Annotated in this window: 12 protein-coding genes and 1 riboswitch; of the genes, 10 read left to right on the top strand and 2 right to left on the bottom strand. The window is 49.7% G+C overall.

What is annotated here, in order from left to right; genetic code table 11:
* Window positions 1–61: 61 nt before the first annotated feature.
* A riboswitch (cyclic di-GMP riboswitch) is annotated at window positions 62–174 on the bottom strand.
* Between the two features lie 80 nt (window positions 175–254).
* Window positions 255–1,121 carry a carboxylating nicotinate-nucleotide diphosphorylase gene (gene nadC, locus ACQ5ES_RS06160; RefSeq protein WP_445015060.1) on the bottom strand — a complete coding sequence of 289 codons (867 nt, stop codon included), beginning with the start codon at window positions 1,119–1,121 and terminating at the stop codon, window positions 255–257.
* 101 nt (window positions 1,122–1,222) lie between these two features.
* Between nadC and ampD the strand changes: the two genes are divergently transcribed.
* The 7 genes from ampD (at window position 1,223) to ACQ5ES_RS06125 (ending at window position 11,033) form a co-directional block, all read left to right on the top strand.
* Window positions 1,223–1,786, top strand: coding sequence for a 1,6-anhydro-N-acetylmuramyl-L-alanine amidase AmpD (gene ampD, locus ACQ5ES_RS06155; RefSeq protein ID WP_445015404.1), 564 nt, complete (start codon window positions 1,223–1,225; stop codon window positions 1,784–1,786).
* Window positions 1,787–2,623: a regulatory signaling modulator protein AmpE gene (gene ampE, locus ACQ5ES_RS06150; RefSeq protein WP_445015059.1), complete on the top strand. Its 837-nt coding sequence runs from the start codon at window positions 1,787–1,789 to the stop codon at window positions 2,621–2,623. It begins immediately after the preceding gene.
* Between the two features lie 260 nt (window positions 2,624–2,883).
* Window positions 2,884–3,630 carry a pyruvate dehydrogenase complex transcriptional repressor PdhR gene (gene pdhR / locus ACQ5ES_RS06145; RefSeq protein ID WP_445015058.1) on the top strand — a complete coding sequence of 249 codons (747 nt, stop codon included), beginning with the start codon at window positions 2,884–2,886 and terminating at the stop codon, window positions 3,628–3,630.
* 18 nt (window positions 3,631–3,648) lie between these two features.
* Entirely contained in the window at window positions 3,649–6,318 is a 2,670-nt protein-coding gene (aceE, locus tag ACQ5ES_RS06140) for a pyruvate dehydrogenase (acetyl-transferring), homodimeric type (protein WP_445015057.1), read from the top strand.
* 21 nt (window positions 6,319–6,339) lie between these two features.
* The gene (gene aceF, locus ACQ5ES_RS06135) at window positions 6,340–8,151 is read left to right on the top strand and encodes a dihydrolipoyllysine-residue acetyltransferase (protein ID WP_445015056.1); all 1,812 of its coding nucleotides are present in this window, start codon (window positions 6,340–6,342) and stop codon (window positions 8,149–8,151) included.
* An 89-nt stretch (window positions 8,152–8,240) separates the two neighbouring features.
* Window positions 8,241–9,668, top strand: coding sequence for a dihydrolipoyl dehydrogenase (lpdA, locus tag ACQ5ES_RS06130; RefSeq protein ID WP_445015055.1), 1,428 nt, complete (start codon window positions 8,241–8,243; stop codon window positions 9,666–9,668).
* A gap of 63 nt (window positions 9,669–9,731) precedes the next feature.
* A complete protein-coding gene (locus tag ACQ5ES_RS06125; RefSeq protein WP_445015054.1) occupies window positions 9,732–11,033 on the top strand; it encodes a hypothetical protein in 1,302 nt (433 codons plus the stop codon).
* Between the two features lie 70 nt (window positions 11,034–11,103).
* On the opposite strand, the gene ACQ5ES_RS06120 is transcribed toward ACQ5ES_RS06125, so the two are convergent.
* Window positions 11,104–11,541 carry a type II toxin-antitoxin system HicB family antitoxin gene (locus tag ACQ5ES_RS06120; RefSeq protein ID WP_445015053.1) on the bottom strand — a complete coding sequence of 146 codons (438 nt, stop codon included), beginning with the start codon at window positions 11,539–11,541 and terminating at the stop codon, window positions 11,104–11,106.
* 273 nt (window positions 11,542–11,814) lie between these two features.
* Between ACQ5ES_RS06120 and ACQ5ES_RS06115 the strand changes: the two genes are divergently transcribed.
* The 3 genes from ACQ5ES_RS06115 to ACQ5ES_RS06105 all read left to right on the top strand — a co-directional run bounded on the left by ACQ5ES_RS06115 (window position 11,815) and on the right by ACQ5ES_RS06105 (window position 14,703).
* Window positions 11,815–12,099: an encapsulin-associated ferritin-like protein gene (locus ACQ5ES_RS06115; protein ID WP_445015052.1), complete on the top strand. Its 285-nt coding sequence runs from the start codon at window positions 11,815–11,817 to the stop codon at window positions 12,097–12,099.
* Between the two features lie 111 nt (window positions 12,100–12,210).
* On the top strand, window positions 12,211–14,289 hold the full coding sequence (locus ACQ5ES_RS06110; RefSeq protein WP_445015051.1) for a M13 family metallopeptidase: 2,079 nt from the start codon (window positions 12,211–12,213) through the stop codon (window positions 14,287–14,289).
* A gap of 21 nt (window positions 14,290–14,310) precedes the next feature.
* The gene (locus ACQ5ES_RS06105; RefSeq protein ID WP_445015050.1) at window positions 14,311–14,703 is read left to right on the top strand and encodes a hypothetical protein; all 393 of its coding nucleotides are present in this window, start codon (window positions 14,311–14,313) and stop codon (window positions 14,701–14,703) included.
* Window positions 14,704–14,714 lie beyond the last annotated feature (11 nt).

Raw genomic sequence — 14,714 nt, 5'->3', positions numbered from 1 at the left:
AAAGACTGTGGTTGCGCCTGCGACCGTTAAGCCGAAAAGCCACTCCATCCACCAGACTTTAGCCTGCAGCCCCGCTATCCGCCAGTACCTTTAATCTATTAAAGGTCGAACAAGGCACCGGTGGGACCGGAGGTTTTGCGTCACCGCCTCTCAACGGTTTTGCCTTTTAAGCAATTGCCTGGCATTCCACAGACTAGGTCTGCGGTTTGCGCACTGCACCTTAAACATAGCAGATGTAAGGGAATCGTCAATACTTATACATCTGAAATACGCAGGGAAAGATCTACGGCTCGTATGTGCTTGGTGAGTGCTCCAGAAGAAATGTAATCAATTCCAGTGCTTACCAGCGTTTTGAGCTGCTCCCGAATAACGTTTCCTGACACTTCAATCCGAACATTTTTTGACCTTGACTTAACAGCAGTATGAATATCCTCATAACTAAAGTTGTCTAGCATGATAATATCAGCGCCTGCATTCATGGCGATTTCATATTCTTCGAGGCTTTCCACCTCTACTTCGATGGTTTTTCCTGGATTTAGGCGCTGCGCTTCAGCGACAGCAGCAGCAATCGAGCCGCAGGCCATGATGTGATTTTCTTTTATCAGGTAGGCATCGTACAAACCAACCCGATGATTACTGCCGCCGCCACAGACGACGGCATATTTGAGTGCGGTGCGCAGACCGGGAATGGTCTTGCGGGTGTCGAGCAGCTTGGTTGAGGAACCAGCGAGCAGTTCGACATAGCTTGCGGTGGTGGTCGCCACTCCAGATAGCGTCTGCAAAAAGTTAAGTGCAGTGCGCTCTCCAGTAAGCATCGTGCGGGCGGGGCCATGCAGTTCGCATAACAAGCTGTTCGCGCTAACCCGCTCACCGTCGGCTATATGCCAGTTGACTTGCACATCACCACCGAGCTGGGCAAAAACCTCATCGACCCAAGCGGTACCACAGATCACCGCGTCTTCGCGGGTAATGATGCGCCCCTGCGCCTGCTGTGAAGCCGGGATAAGCTGAGCAGTGATATCGAGGTCGCCATTGACACCATTTAAGTCTTCGGTGAGGGCGCGAGCGACCATTTGCTGACGGTCGGCGGCGAGAAGTTCAGGCTGTACCCGTGTATCCATTAGTTGGCGCTCGTTGTGGTCATCAGTGAAAGAGCTTATTGTAATGGCTCGCAGCGGGGGTGACAATGGTTAAGCAAGTGAACAAAATAACGGAAGGCGAAATGATCAAGGACGGTAACTACCTAACAGCAGAACAAAAATTATCGCCGCATCATGATGAGCGTAACGATCCGACTGACATCAGTGTGCTGGTGGTTCATGGCATTAGCTTGCCAGCAGGGGAGTTCGGGCAGCCCTACATTGATCAACTGTTTATGGGCACCATTGATACCAATGCGCACCCGACATTTGACGTGTTAGAGGGCTTGCAGGTTTCGGCGCACATGGTAATTTATCGCGACGGACGCATGGTTCAGTACGTACCCTTTCACTTGCGTGCCTGGCATGCGGGCAGATCGCATTATTGTGGGCGCAAAGGCTGTAATGATTTTGCGATCGGAATTGAGCTTGAGGGAACGGACACCGAGCCCTACACTAAAGAGCAGTACCAACAACTGGCCAAAGTGGCGACGGCATTAGTACAGCACTATGCAGCACTGACGCCGCAACGAATCGTTGGTCATCAGCACATTGCGCCCGTACGCAAGACCGACCCAGGTCCGGCATTCGATTGGCAGCACTTTAAACAGCTGGTCGACGAACAGCTGTATAACGAGGAAATTTAAATGCAATTACTGGCGATTTTATTGGCGTACTCATTAGAACGTTCGGTAACTCTAAGTCGCAACTTGCACTGGCGTCGCATCGTGTTGCGATGGCAACAATGGCAGGTAAAGAAGACCCAGATGGGGAGCGACAGTCAAGAAAAAATCGCCGAATGGCGACAGCATTTGATCGGTGAAGTCGTATGGGCGGTATTGCCCGCTTTGATCGTGACCTTCGTTGTTGTGTTGGTCGACTCGTTCCTACTTTCTTTCGTCATTGGCGTGCTGGCCTTACTTGCGAGCATGCAATGCGGGCAGGCGCGCGCCGCTTACAAAGCTTATTTAGAAGCGGCAAATAGTGGTGACACTGGTGCCACGGCTGAACAGTTACGACAAATACGCCGTGCAGCAGGCTGCCATGAAGCCGCGCCAGTTCACGACCTATTGTTATGGATCCACTTACGTTATTACTTCGCGCCGCTGCTTTATTATGTACTGTTTGGGATTTTCGGGGTATTGGTTTACGCCACGCTGCGCGATATGAAGAATCCAAGAAACCAAGCATGGTCGCAACTGCAACTGGTGGTGCATTGGCTTCCCACGCGCATGATGAGCTTTGGCTTTTTGATGGTCGGTAATTTCGGCAAAGCGTTACCAGTCTGGCTCAGCTCGGTCGGCAACACGCCGCAGAACAACTTTGAGGCCTTGAGTAAAGTGGCGAATGCGGCAGAACAACTGGAGCCCAGCCACGACGATGATATCACCTCAACTGCTCTGACCACTGTTGCGCTAATGAAGCGTAACCTTCTGTTTTTCATCGTCTTACTTGCAGTAATGACCATCGCCGGCTGGTTCTAATTAATTAATGTTTGGGTTCAAGGGCAAACTAGTCTAAAATACGTTTGGTAAGACCAATGCACCAGTAGGGCGGGTTCGCTGTTGGTTCTTGGTAGCCCGTAGTTCTACTACGGGGGAAGTTATCAGGCATCGCGGAAGCTGCTGGTTGGACCCGTAGTAGAACTACGGGCTACCAACAGAGAACGTACGAACAACGAGCAGCGTACGAACAGAGAGGCGAAGCCGAACGTACGGACAACGCTCTTAAAGGTTTTAAATAAATGGCTTTTCAACGCATACAACCGACTAAGCTATCTGACGTCATCATGCAACGTATCGAAGTGATGATTGTGGACGGCACCCTAGAAGCTGGCGCGCGCTTGCCGTCAGAACGGGATCTTGCGCATCAGTTTTCAGTGTCGCGACCGAGTTTGCGTGAAGCTATTCAAAAGTTAGAAGCGCGTGGTTTACTTGAGCGACGTCAAGGCGGCGGCACTTATATTTGCGATAACATGCAAAAGCGCGTGGCGGAACCACTCCTGGAACTGTTAACACAGCACCCTGAATCGCAGTTCGACCTGCTAGAGTTTCGCCACGCGCTCGAGGGCATCTCGTCTTACTATGCGGCTATGCGTGGCACGCCGACAGATATTGCGCGCATTGCAGAGAGCTTTGCGGCGATTAAACAGGACGACCAGGCGGAGCTTACCGCACAAGCGCAAGCACTCAACGAATTCAACCTGCGTATCTGCGAAGCATCGCATAATGTGATCCTCTTGCACTTGGTGCGGAGTATGCAGCCACTGTTACAGAAAAATATTCAGCAAAACTTGCAACACCTGTCGCATAAGGCAGGCGTCATGCAACAACTTCACGAACACCGGCAGCACATTGTCACTGCCATTTCAGCTGGCGAGCCAGAACAAGCGCGCGAAGCTTGTCACCAACTGCTAGCCTATATTGAACACGCGTTACTGACTTCGAATCGTGAGCAATCACGGATTCAGCGGTCATTACGCCGAACGTAAACAGGGTAAGGATAAAGTATGACTGACCATTTGAAAGACGACATTGATCCACAGGAAACACGCGAGTGGCTTGACTCCCTCGAAGTCGTGTTAGAAGAAGATGGCCCGGAGCGTGGTCATTTCCTGATGGAATCATTGATTGAGAAAGCGCGTCGTAGCGGGGCTTACCTACCGTACGCGGCGACCACAGCTTACTTAAATACGATTCCGGCCAGTCAAGAGCCGACCATGCCAGGCGACCAGAGTATGGAAGCCCGTATTCGTTCGGCCATTCGTTGGAACGCGTTGGCGATGGTGCTGCGAGCATCCAAGAAAGAGCTTGATCTTGGTGGACATATTTCTAGTTTTGCGTCATCTGCGATGCTTTATGATGTCGGCTTTAACCATTTTTTCCGTGCTCCGACCGATAAAGACGGCGGCGATTTTCTGTTTATTCAGGGCCATGCATCGCCGGGGATTTACGGCCGCGCCTTTTTAGAAGGCCGCATCAGCGAAGATCAGCTGAACAATTTTCGCCAGGAAGTCGACGGTGAAGGCGTAAGTTCTTATCCACACCCGAAATTAATGCCAGATTTTTGGCAGTTCCCAACTGTATCTATGGGTTTAGGTCCAATTCAGGCTATCTATCAGGCGCGTTACCTGAAGTACCTGACCGACCGTGGTATTAAAGATTGTTCAAATCAGCGCGTTTACTGTTTTTTAGGTGATGGCGAAGTGGACGAGCCAGAAAGCCTGGGTGCAATTGGCCTTGCCACCCGTGAAGGCCTGGATAATCTGACCTTCATTGTGAACTGTAACTTGCAGCGTCTCGACGGTCCGGTGCGTGGTAATGGCAAAATCATTCAGGAACTCGAAGGCACTTTCCGCGGCGCCGGCTGGGAAGTGATTAAGGTGATTTGGGGTCGCTACTGGGATCCGTTGTTGTATCGCGATACTGAAGGCAAGCTTGCGCAAATTATGCAAGACAGCGTTGACGGTGAGTATCAGAACTACAAAGCCAAGGGCGGCGCTTATACCCGTGAGCACTTCTTCGGCAAAACTGAAGAAACCAAGGAAATGGTCGCCAACCTGTCTGATGAAGACATTTGGCGCTTGAACCGTGGTGGTCACGACCCGGTGAAAGTCTATACGGCTTATCATAAAGCGGTAAATACCAAAGGTCGGCCACAGGTGATTCTGGCGAAAACCGTTAAAGGTTACGGCATGGGCTCAGCTGGCGAAGGTAAGAACATCGCTCACCAGGTGAAGAAAATGGACATGGAAGCGATCAAACACTTCCGTGACCGCTTCAATATTCCGATTAAAGACAGCGAGTTAGAAGACATTCCATTGTACAAATTCCCAGACGACAGTCCGGAAATGAAGTACATGCGGGAGCGTCGTGAGTCGTTGGGCGGCTACATGCCAGTGCGTCGTTCGAAAACAGACGTCGAGCTGGAAATGCCAGCACTCAAAGCTTTTGACTCAGTACTGAAAGGCTCCGGCGACCGTGAGATATCCACCACCATGGCTTTTGTGCGGGTGCTGAATTCACTGTTGAAAGACAAGAAGATCGGCAAGCGCATTGTGCCAATTATTCCTGACGAAGCCCGTACCTTTGGGATGGAAGGTTTGTTCCGTCAAGTTGGTATTTACTCCAGCCAAGGCCAGAAATACGAGCCGCAAGACGCAGACCAAGTCGCCTATTATCGTGAAGATAAAGAAGGCCAGGTATTGCAGGAAGGTATCAACGAACTTGGCGCTATGGCTTCATGGGTCGCGGCAGCGACCAGCTATTCGACCAACAACGAGCCGATGATTCCGTTCTACATTTATTACTCCATGTTCGGTTTCCAACGTGTCGGTGATTTGGTTTGGGCTGCCGGTGATAGCCAGGCGCGTGGTTTCTTAATCGGTGGTACCGCCGGTCGCACTACGCTGAACGGTGAGGGTTTGCAGCATCAGGATGGCAGCAGCCACTTGTTGTTCAATACGGTGCCAAACTGTGTGACTTATGACCCAACCTTCGGTTACGAGGTTGCGGTTATCGTGCAAGACGGCCTACGCCGCATGTATGGCGAGCAAGAGAACGTATTCTATTACCTGACGGTAATGAACGAAAACTACCAGCAGCCAGAAATGCCGGAAGGTGTCGAAGAAGGCATCATCAAGGGTATGTACGAACTGGAAGAGCACAAAGCCAAGAGCTCCAAGGGTCAGGTACAGTTACTCGGTTCAGGAACCATTTTGCAGCAGGTTCGTAAAGCCGCGCTTATCTTGCTGGAGCAGTTTAACGTATCGTCGAAAGTCTACAGTGCGACCTCGTTTAACGAACTTGCCCGCGACGGCATGGACGTCGATCGCCACAACATGTTGAACCCGACGAAGAAAGCCGAAGAAGCTTACGTCACCAAGTTGCTGGCGAAAGCCAAAGGGCCAACTATTGCAGCGACGGATTATCAGAAGCTTTATGCTGACCAAATCCGTGCCTGGGTACCAACGCCATACCGAGTGCTAGGTACCGATGGTTTTGGTCGTTCAGACAGCCGCGAAAACTTGCGTCGCCACTTTGAAGTGAGCGCTGAGTACATTGTGGTTGCAGCCTTGGCAGAACTTGCCAAAGCAGGGGATATCGATAGCAAGGTGGTGGCGAAAGCCATTAAAGATTTCGATATCGATACCAACAAACTCAACCCACTGTACGCGTAAGCGACGGGAGCGGAGACAAACATGGCAGATGCAAAAGAAGTGCTCGTCCCCGATGTGGGCGGCGAAGAAGTCGAAGTTATTGAAATTATAGTGAGCAAAGGCGATAGCGTTGACGCTGAAGATGGTTTGATCACCGTCGAAAGCGACAAAGCATCAATGGATATTCCAGCGCCTTTTGCTGGCACCGTGAGTGAAATCAAGGTCAGCGTTGGCGACAAGATCAGTGAAGGCGACTTGATCGCGCTGCTCGAAGCTGCCGGCGATTCGGACGATTCGGACGATGATGTAGCCCGCAGTTCTACTGCGGGGAAATCCTCCGACGACACCAATGGCGATTCCGACACCAATGGCGATTCCGACGATGACGACTCCGACGACGATTCCGACGAAGATAAAGAAGGGTCAGCCCCTAAAGGGTCTGACCCTGATGGCGACACCGAAGTCATCGACGTTAAAGTACCTGACATCGGCGACGACGGCGAAGTTGACGTCATCGAAGTGCTGGTAAGCGTTGGCGATACCATCGAAAAAGAAGACGGCTTAATCACGCTGGAAACCGATAAAGCAACAATGGATGTACCAAGCCCAGAAGGGGGTACAGTAAAATCCGTTGAAGTCAGCACCGGCGACAAAGTGAAAGAAGGCTCGCTGGTAATTACGTTAGAAGTAGCCCGTAGTTCTACTACGGGGGATGCTTCAGGCGACGGGAAGTCTGGCGACGAAAAGTCTGATGATAAACAGGCTGACGACAAAAAGTCTTCTGACGAAGATAAAGAAGGGTCAGCCCCTAAAGGGTCTGACCCTAGTGACCCAGCAGACGACCAAGGCCGGATAACGGCGTCAGGTGAGCGCAAAGCGCCGCCAGTGCCTGACCATCCGCTGGATAAGAAAGGTAAAGCAGAAGGTTTAGCCTACGCTTCGCCTGGCGTACGTCGTCTGGCCCGCGAGTTTGGTGTCGATCTGAATCAGGTCAATGGTTCTGGCCGCAAAGACCGTATTCTCAAAGAAGACGTGCAAGAGTACGTGAAGTATGAACTGTCACGTCCGAAAGCGACGTCTTCAGGCAGCACCTCACAAGGCGCTGGTGGCTTGCAGGTCATTGCACCGCCAAAAATCGACTTCAGCAAGTTTGGCGAAGTAGAAAAAGTACCGATGTCTCGTATTCAGAAGATTTCCGGTCCGAACCTGCATCGCAACTGGGTGACCATCCCACACGTCACGCAATTTGATGAAGCGGATATCACCGAAATGGAAAACTTCCGTAAGCAGGAAAACAAACTGCAGGAGAAGAAGAAAGACGGCGTGAAGATCACCCCATTGGTGTTTATCATGAAAGCAGTTGCCAAAGCGCTGCAGGAGTATCCGCAATTTAACTCGTCGCTGCATGAAGATGGCGAGCACCTGATCATGAAGAAATACATCAATATCGGGATTGCGGTGGATACCCCTGGAGGTCTGGTGGTACCGGTTATTCGTGACGTCGACAAGAAGGGCATTTACGAGCTTTCCGAAGAGCTACTTGACGTCAGCGCACGTGCGCGTGACGGCAAGCTGAAAGCGCAGGACCTGCAAGGCGGCTGTTTCTCAATTTCTAGTCTGGGTGGTATTGGTGGTACGGCGTTTACTCCGATCGTCAATGCGCCAGATGTCGCTATCCTTGGTGTTTCGAAAAGTGAAATGAAACCAAAATGGAACGGCAGCGAATTTGAACCGCGTTTGATGTTGCCAACCAGCTTGTCTTACGATCATCGTGTCATTGACGGTGCGGTTGCAGCGCGTTTTAGTGTGTATCTGTGCAACGTGTTGTCAGATATCCGCAAGATGATTCTATAAATTAAACAAATGGCGGTGGGGCTGCTATAATGCGCCCCGCGCGAAAGTTAACTGAATTCAACGAAATTCTACGAAAGTAAGAGGTCGTCATGAGCAAAGAAATTAATGCCAAAGTGGTCGTACTCGGTGCAGGCCCTGGTGGTTACTCAGCAGCCTTCCGTGCTGCCGATTTAGGTTTGGAAACAGTACTTGTTGAGCGTTACAGCACTCTTGGTGGCGTCTGCCTGAACGTGGGTTGTATCCCATCAAAAGCCTTGCTGCACCTTGCTAAGCACATCGAAGATGCCAAGCACATGGATGCCGAAGGCGTTGAATTTGGTGAGCCAAAAATAGACCTCGACAAAATCCGTAAGCACAAAGAGAAAGTTGTCGGTCAGCTGACCGGCGGTCTTGGCCAGATGTCGAAAATGCGTAAAGTGAAAGTCGTTACCGGTAAGGGCGAGTTCGCCAGCGACAAGCAGCTGAAAGTAAAAGATGACGACGGCAATGAAACCGTTGTTAACTTTGAACATGCAATTATTGCCACCGGCTCACAATCGATCAAATTACCTTTCGTACCTCATGACGACGAGCGCATTTGGGATTCTACTGACGCGTTAGAACTGCCATTCGTACCTGACCGTATGTTGGTGCTTGGTGGCGGTATTATCGGTCTGGAAATGGGCTGTGTTTACAGCGCCTTGGGTTCGAAAATTGATGTCGTCGAAATGACCGAACAGCTGATCCCACCAGCAGATAAAGACATCATTAAGCCTTTCACTAAGTCAATGAAGAACAAGTTCGACAACGTCATGCTGAACACCAAAGCCGCGAAAGTCGAAGCCAAAAAAGACGGAATTTACGTGACCTTTGAGGGCGACAATGCACCTGACAAGCCGGTGAAGTATGATGCTGTTTTGGTTGCTGTTGGCCGGGCGCCAAACGGTAAAAAAATTGCTGCCGATAAAGCCGGCGTGAACGTAACAGACCGCGGCTTCATTGAAGTTGACAAGCAAATGCGCACCAACGTGAAGAATATTTTTGCGATTGGCGACTTGGTTGGCCAACCAATGCTGGCACACAAAGCCGTACACGAAGGCCACGTTGCCGCAGAAGTTATTTCTGGCCAGAAACACTACTTCGATCCGAAAGTGATTCCGTCGATTGCTTACACAGATCCAGAAGTGGCGTGGGCCGGTCTGACCGAGAAAGAAGCCAAAGAGCAAGGTATTGAATACGATACTGCTGTATTCCCTTGGTCAGCTTCTGGCCGTGCTATAGCACAAGGCGCAACGGACGGCATAACCAAGTTGTTGTTCGACAAGAACAACCGCATCATCGGTGGCGCTGTGGTAGGTTCTAACGGTGGTGAACTGATGGGCGAAATCTGTCTCGCTATCGAAATGGGTTGTGACGCGGAAGACATCGCACTCACCATCCATGCTCACCCAACTCTGCACGAATCTGTAGGCCTGGCAGCTGAAGTGTTTGAAGGCTCAATCACCGACCTGCCAAACAAAAAAGCGAAGAAGAAGTAGCCCGTAATTCTATTACGGGTCCAATCCTCGTACACCACGGTGATTGGATAAGCACCTCGATGGTTGAATAACTACAGCCACTGGGATACTTCGAACAAACACCGCGATGGCTCAGCCGCCGCGGTGTTTTTTGTATGTATTCCAACCCTCACTTGTACGCCCGAGAAGAAAAATATACAATCTAAATCCAACATAAAAAACACATGGAGTTTGAAGGTGAACTATTCAGGGAGTCAGTTATTTAACACAGGATGTTTGCTACTTAGTTTGATTACCTTCCCATCGTTTGCGCTGCAAGTGGACGCCGTACAGCCATCGTCTGATCATTTAATTGTCTGTGATTCAGGTATTGATGCTACTCGTTGCCAAAGTTTTACCGATCAGCAACTGGTTGAAAGTGTGCGCGTCAGGTATGGCGATGCCGAACTGGGGAGTTGTAGTTTCAACTGCTCAGAACCTTCCCCCGCGATACCATCGTTGCGGGTGCCGATATTGATTCTTGATATAGATAATGAACAAGCCTATCGAAAGGAGGTTATTCGCGTCGAAATTTCGGGTCAAAGCACTTATTCTGTTTGGGATAAACTTGTCTTAGATTCCGACTTAGCACTGCTTACAAAAACCGTTGATGCGGTGGAGGCATTCGATGCATTATCGATGAAGCTATCCTTTGTTCAGGACAACAGCTCATCAGAATTTAAGAATAGTTGGGGGGAAATGCCCTCGGAACTTGGAATGTCTTATGGAACTGTCAGTGACGCTGTTCTTAACAGATTAGGAAATTGTCAGACAGCTTATTCCTGGTACGATCAGCGGCTGGCCGATGAAACGCTACCATTTTGCAGTGCGTTTGTGACTCGACAACTTGATCGTATGTTTGCTGAAGCGCGAGCAAGTCGCAATTGGCTTGATCATCTGGTTGAGGTTGTCAGAGATTGGCAAATGGCAGTAAATCCATTATTTATTTCCATAAGTGTGCCGCAAGCTGATCATTTGGTTCAACGATTTCAGTTTGCAGATGGCTCACTACTTGTCATTGAAATTGAGCCGAGTGATGAAGGGAGCCCTTCAATTGCGGTTAACAAAACGAAGTCGCGAACGAGTACCGGCGAATCTTTTGAGAACTTTTCCGCACGGTTGGCAAACCTAGGTAGTGGTTCACAACTTAACCTGTCGTCTGGTGAGGCATTTGGTCTATTTGGAACCTTTGATTGTCGACATCAATTGCTAAACGCGGGCGTATTTCAAAGGTTTCGTGTCGAGATCCTTGCTGTCGATAGTGAAGGCAAACCCACCCGGGTTAATTTTGTATTGCTCTCACAAGAGTCACTCGTTGAAGAACAATTTGTGTGTGAAGCATTTTAATTTGATTTAACTGACGCGCTGCGGCCGGCTCACCTCTAGGTCGCAGCTTCTTCAACATTGCGGCCAAATCTCACGCACCGCGGTGTTTTTTGTTGGTCATCAGCTCATCTGCGGCTTGCGCTAAAAAATCGGATCGATCTTTGTACTCAGAGTGGACCTGTACGAATGAATCTACTCGCGTCAAAAGTGTTTCAGGAAGCGTAATATTGATACGCTTTTGCCGCACGCGCAAAGAGTCAATGGGCACCTCTAAAGCCAGCCACTCCAGACACTCCGGGTTGTCCTCGCGGTAATTCGCTAAATCAATCTCTAAAGCACTCAGCAAATGTCCATCGCGCAACGCTTCTTCGACCATCGTTAAAATAGCTTCTTTGGCTCTAAAAATGATGTCATCGCGCTTATTAGCGGCAGAAGCACATACCATGCCCAACTTTTCAAAAGCTGGCACGATAATACCCCAGGCTTCGTTTTCATTCTTTGGCGCTTCAATCCCAACTAAAAATAACATATTGCACCCTTACCTTGTCGGACAAACGTGCATCTATGACTCTTTAAAAGTCGAATAAGCTCGCGTGACTGCATGCTATTCCCTTAGATTTAATTATTTATACACACACGTGTGTAACATGTCAATATCGAGTTAAGCGTCTTGTAACCTAAGTCAAAAAGACATTTATCTGCGACACCGAGCATAGCATTCCAGTTGTATAGCTGCGGCGCATCCCGTAAGGTAACGAGGTGCTTCGCAGCAAGACTTGTTAACAAAAGAAAGGAGCGAGTTATGGCGAATGAAGGTTATCATGAACCCTACGAACTTTTGTCGGACGAAACCCGTGACATGCACCGAGCCATCATTTCTCTTATGGAAGAGCTGGAAGCTGTTGATTGGTACAACCAACGCATTGATGTTTGCAAAGATGACGAGCTCAGGAAAATACTGATTCACAATCGTGATGAAGAGAAAGAACATGCAGCAATGACGCTGGAATGGATTCGGCGCAGCGATAAGAAGTTTGATGAACAATTGAAAGACTACCTATTCACCGACGACGTGATAGGACATTAACAACTTAAAAAGCGATGTTAGCTATTCGCTGTTCGCTGTTTGGAAACCAAGGTTTAAACCAACAGCGAACAGCGAATAGCGAGCATCGTTCTTGAATTTTATGAGGAATTTATGCGTAAAGTGAGTACTTTGGCCCTAAGCGTGGCCCTTGCCCTTGGCGTTGCAGCATGTTCGCCGCAGCAAAACCAAACCGAAACTGCCAGCGAGCAGTCTGCTGAACAAACACAACAGCAACTATCTTCCGGCCTGGACATGAATGACTTCAACACTGAAGTACGTCCACAAGACGATCTTTTCACTTATGTGAACGGTGGTTGGGTAGAGAAGACTGAAATTCCTGCGGACCGTTCGCGGGTAGGCTCATTCAATGAGCTGCGTGACGAAAATCAGGAGCGCCTGCGGAAAATTATTGAAGAAGCTGCTGCTAAATCACCTGAGCCAGGCTCAAATGCCGATAAAATTGGTGATTTCTTCAATAGCTTTATGGACGTTGAACGTCTGAATAATCTTAGTTATCAGCCAATCGCTGGTGACTTAGAGGCGATCAGCAAGCTACAGAATCACGACCAGGTGGCTGCACATTTTGCTCAACTCTCGCGCTTAGGCGTTAGCTCGCCTTTTGGTTTCTACGTTTACGCCGACGCGAAAAATCCTGACGTCAACACCATGTACATGTCGCAAGCAGGCCTGGGCTTACCCGACCGTGATTACTATCTGAAAGACGAAGAGAAATTTGTCGAAATTCGTGCCGCGTACGAATCGTACATCGCCGATATGTTGACCTTAGTTGGTTATGAAGCGGAAACGGCCGCGACAGCAGCTGAGAAGGTGCTTGAGCTTGAAACCAAACTGGCCGAAGTGCAATGGAGCCGGGTTGAGAGCCGTAATGCTGACAAAACCTACAACAAAAAGACCATGGATGAGATTCAGGAGCTGGTTGGTAGCTTTAACTTAGGTGCCTTTACCGAAGCTGCTGGTATTGCGAATGTGCAAGAAGCGGTGGTTCGCCAGCCTTCATACTTTGAAGACTTCGGTGGCATGTTTGCAGATGTACCGCTGGACACCTGGCAGGATTACATGAGCTTGCGCCTGGTCAGCAACTTTGCCAATGCGTTAAGTGAAGAGATTAATGACCGCCAGTTTGCGTTCTACGGCAAAGTATTGCGTGGTACGCCAGAGCAGGAACCGCGTTGGAAGCGTGGTGTTGATGCGGCTGATAGCGCTTTAGGTGAAGTGCTTGGTCAGCTTTACGTAGCCGAATACTTCCCGCCAGAAGCGAAAGATCGGATGGAGACTCTGGTCGACAACCTGATCAAAGCTTACGGCGAGTCGATTAAAGAACTCGAGTGGATGAGCGAAGAAACCAAGCAAAAAGCTTTGGAAAAACTCAGTAAGTTCACCCCGTATATCGGCTATCCAAGTGAATGGCGTGATTATTCGGCGTTGGTTGTGGCTGAAGACGATCTGATTGGTAACTACAAGCGCTCGGCTGAATTTGATTATCAGGAAGACATCAGCAAAATCGGTGAACCGGTGAAAGCTGAAGACTGGGGTATGACACCGCAGACGGTAAACGCGTATTACAGCCCTGTGCGTAATGAGATCGTGTTCCCGGCGGGTATTTTGCAACCACCATTTTTCGATATGAACGCTGAAGATGCAGTGAATTACGGCGGTATCGGTGCGGTGATCGGTCACGAAATCGGTCACGGCTTTGATGATCAAGGTTCAAAATACGATGGTGATGGAAACCTGCAAAGCTGGTGGACGGACGCTGACCGTGCCGCCTTCGATGAGCGTGGAGCGCAGTTAGCTGAGCAATACGGTACTTATGAACCTATCGAAGGTGTGTTTGTAAACGGTAAATTGACCTTGGGTGAAAACATTGGCGATTTAGCCGGTTTGACGATCGGTTACCGTGCTTATGTTGATTCGCTGAATGGCGAGCCATCGCCGGTACTTGATGGTTTTACTGGTGAGCAACGCGTGTTCCTGGGTTGGGCGCAAGTCTGGCAAACCAAGCAACGCGACGAATACACCCGTAACCAGGTATTGAGTGATCCACACTCGCCTGCATACTACCGGGTGAACGGTACCGTAGTGAACGTACCCGCGTTTTATGAAGCCTTTGATGTCAAGCCAGGTGATGATCTGTACTTGCCGCCAGAAGAACGCGTGACGATCTGGTAAGAAATAGGTTAGACTGTCGTCATGAAAGCATTTCTTTGGTTGATTATTGTCTCTTTGTTGCTGGTGCCGCTCGCGGCGCCGGTGACTGCTGCGTTTGCCGCTACGGCTGACACAGTAGTGGCTGAGACAACTGTCAGCCATCATGCCGACATGGCGGCGGATCACGCCTGCTGTGATGAGTCAGCTGCGGTGCAAGCAGCATCGTTCGCTGACTCTATGTTTGCACAGAAAATGGAATGCGATGGTAGTTGTGGCGATTGCCAACACCATTGTGGTGCCAGCGCACTCGCGTTGTTGCCAAGTTTTAGTTCAGCCGCACCTGTGAGTGAACAGGGGCAATGGCTACTCCCTTCTCGCGATTTGTTAACCCGTCAGGATCGTCACGACCGTCCCCCTATGCCTGCAACCAGCTGATTAAACCTTTT

The sequence above is a fragment of the Pseudidiomarina xizangensis genome, assembly GCF_052541995.1.
Note: the sequence above shows the minus strand (reverse complement) of the source record. Positions and strands in the feature narration are given on the sequence as shown.

Excerpts from the sequence above, each read along its gene's own strand:
- nadC (WP_445015060.1), bottom strand. The coding sequence starts at position 1,121 with ATGGATACACGGGTACAGCCTGAACTTCTCGCCGCCGACCGTCAGCAA.
- ampD (WP_445015404.1), top strand. The coding sequence starts at position 1,223 with ATGATCAAGGACGGTAACTACCTAACAGCAGAACAAAAATTATCGCCG.
- aceF (WP_445015056.1), top strand. The coding sequence starts at position 6,340 with ATGGCAGATGCAAAAGAAGTGCTCGTCCCCGATGTGGGCGGCGAAGAA.
- lpdA (WP_445015055.1), top strand. The coding sequence starts at position 8,241 with ATGAGCAAAGAAATTAATGCCAAAGTGGTCGTACTCGGTGCAGGCCCT.
- pdhR (WP_445015058.1), top strand. The coding sequence starts at position 2,884 with ATGGCTTTTCAACGCATACAACCGACTAAGCTATCTGACGTCATCATG.
- ACQ5ES_RS06110 (WP_445015051.1), top strand. The coding sequence starts at position 12,211 with ATGCGTAAAGTGAGTACTTTGGCCCTAAGCGTGGCCCTTGCCCTTGGC.
- ACQ5ES_RS06115 (WP_445015052.1), top strand. The coding sequence starts at position 11,815 with ATGGCGAATGAAGGTTATCATGAACCCTACGAACTTTTGTCGGACGAA.
- ACQ5ES_RS06120 (WP_445015053.1), bottom strand. The coding sequence starts at position 11,541 with ATGTTATTTTTAGTTGGGATTGAAGCGCCAAAGAATGAAAACGAAGCC.
- ampE (WP_445015059.1), top strand. The coding sequence starts at position 1,787 with ATGCAATTACTGGCGATTTTATTGGCGTACTCATTAGAACGTTCGGTA.
- ACQ5ES_RS06105 (WP_445015050.1), top strand. The coding sequence starts at position 14,311 with ATGAAAGCATTTCTTTGGTTGATTATTGTCTCTTTGTTGCTGGTGCCG.
- aceE (WP_445015057.1), top strand. The coding sequence starts at position 3,649 with ATGACTGACCATTTGAAAGACGACATTGATCCACAGGAAACACGCGAG.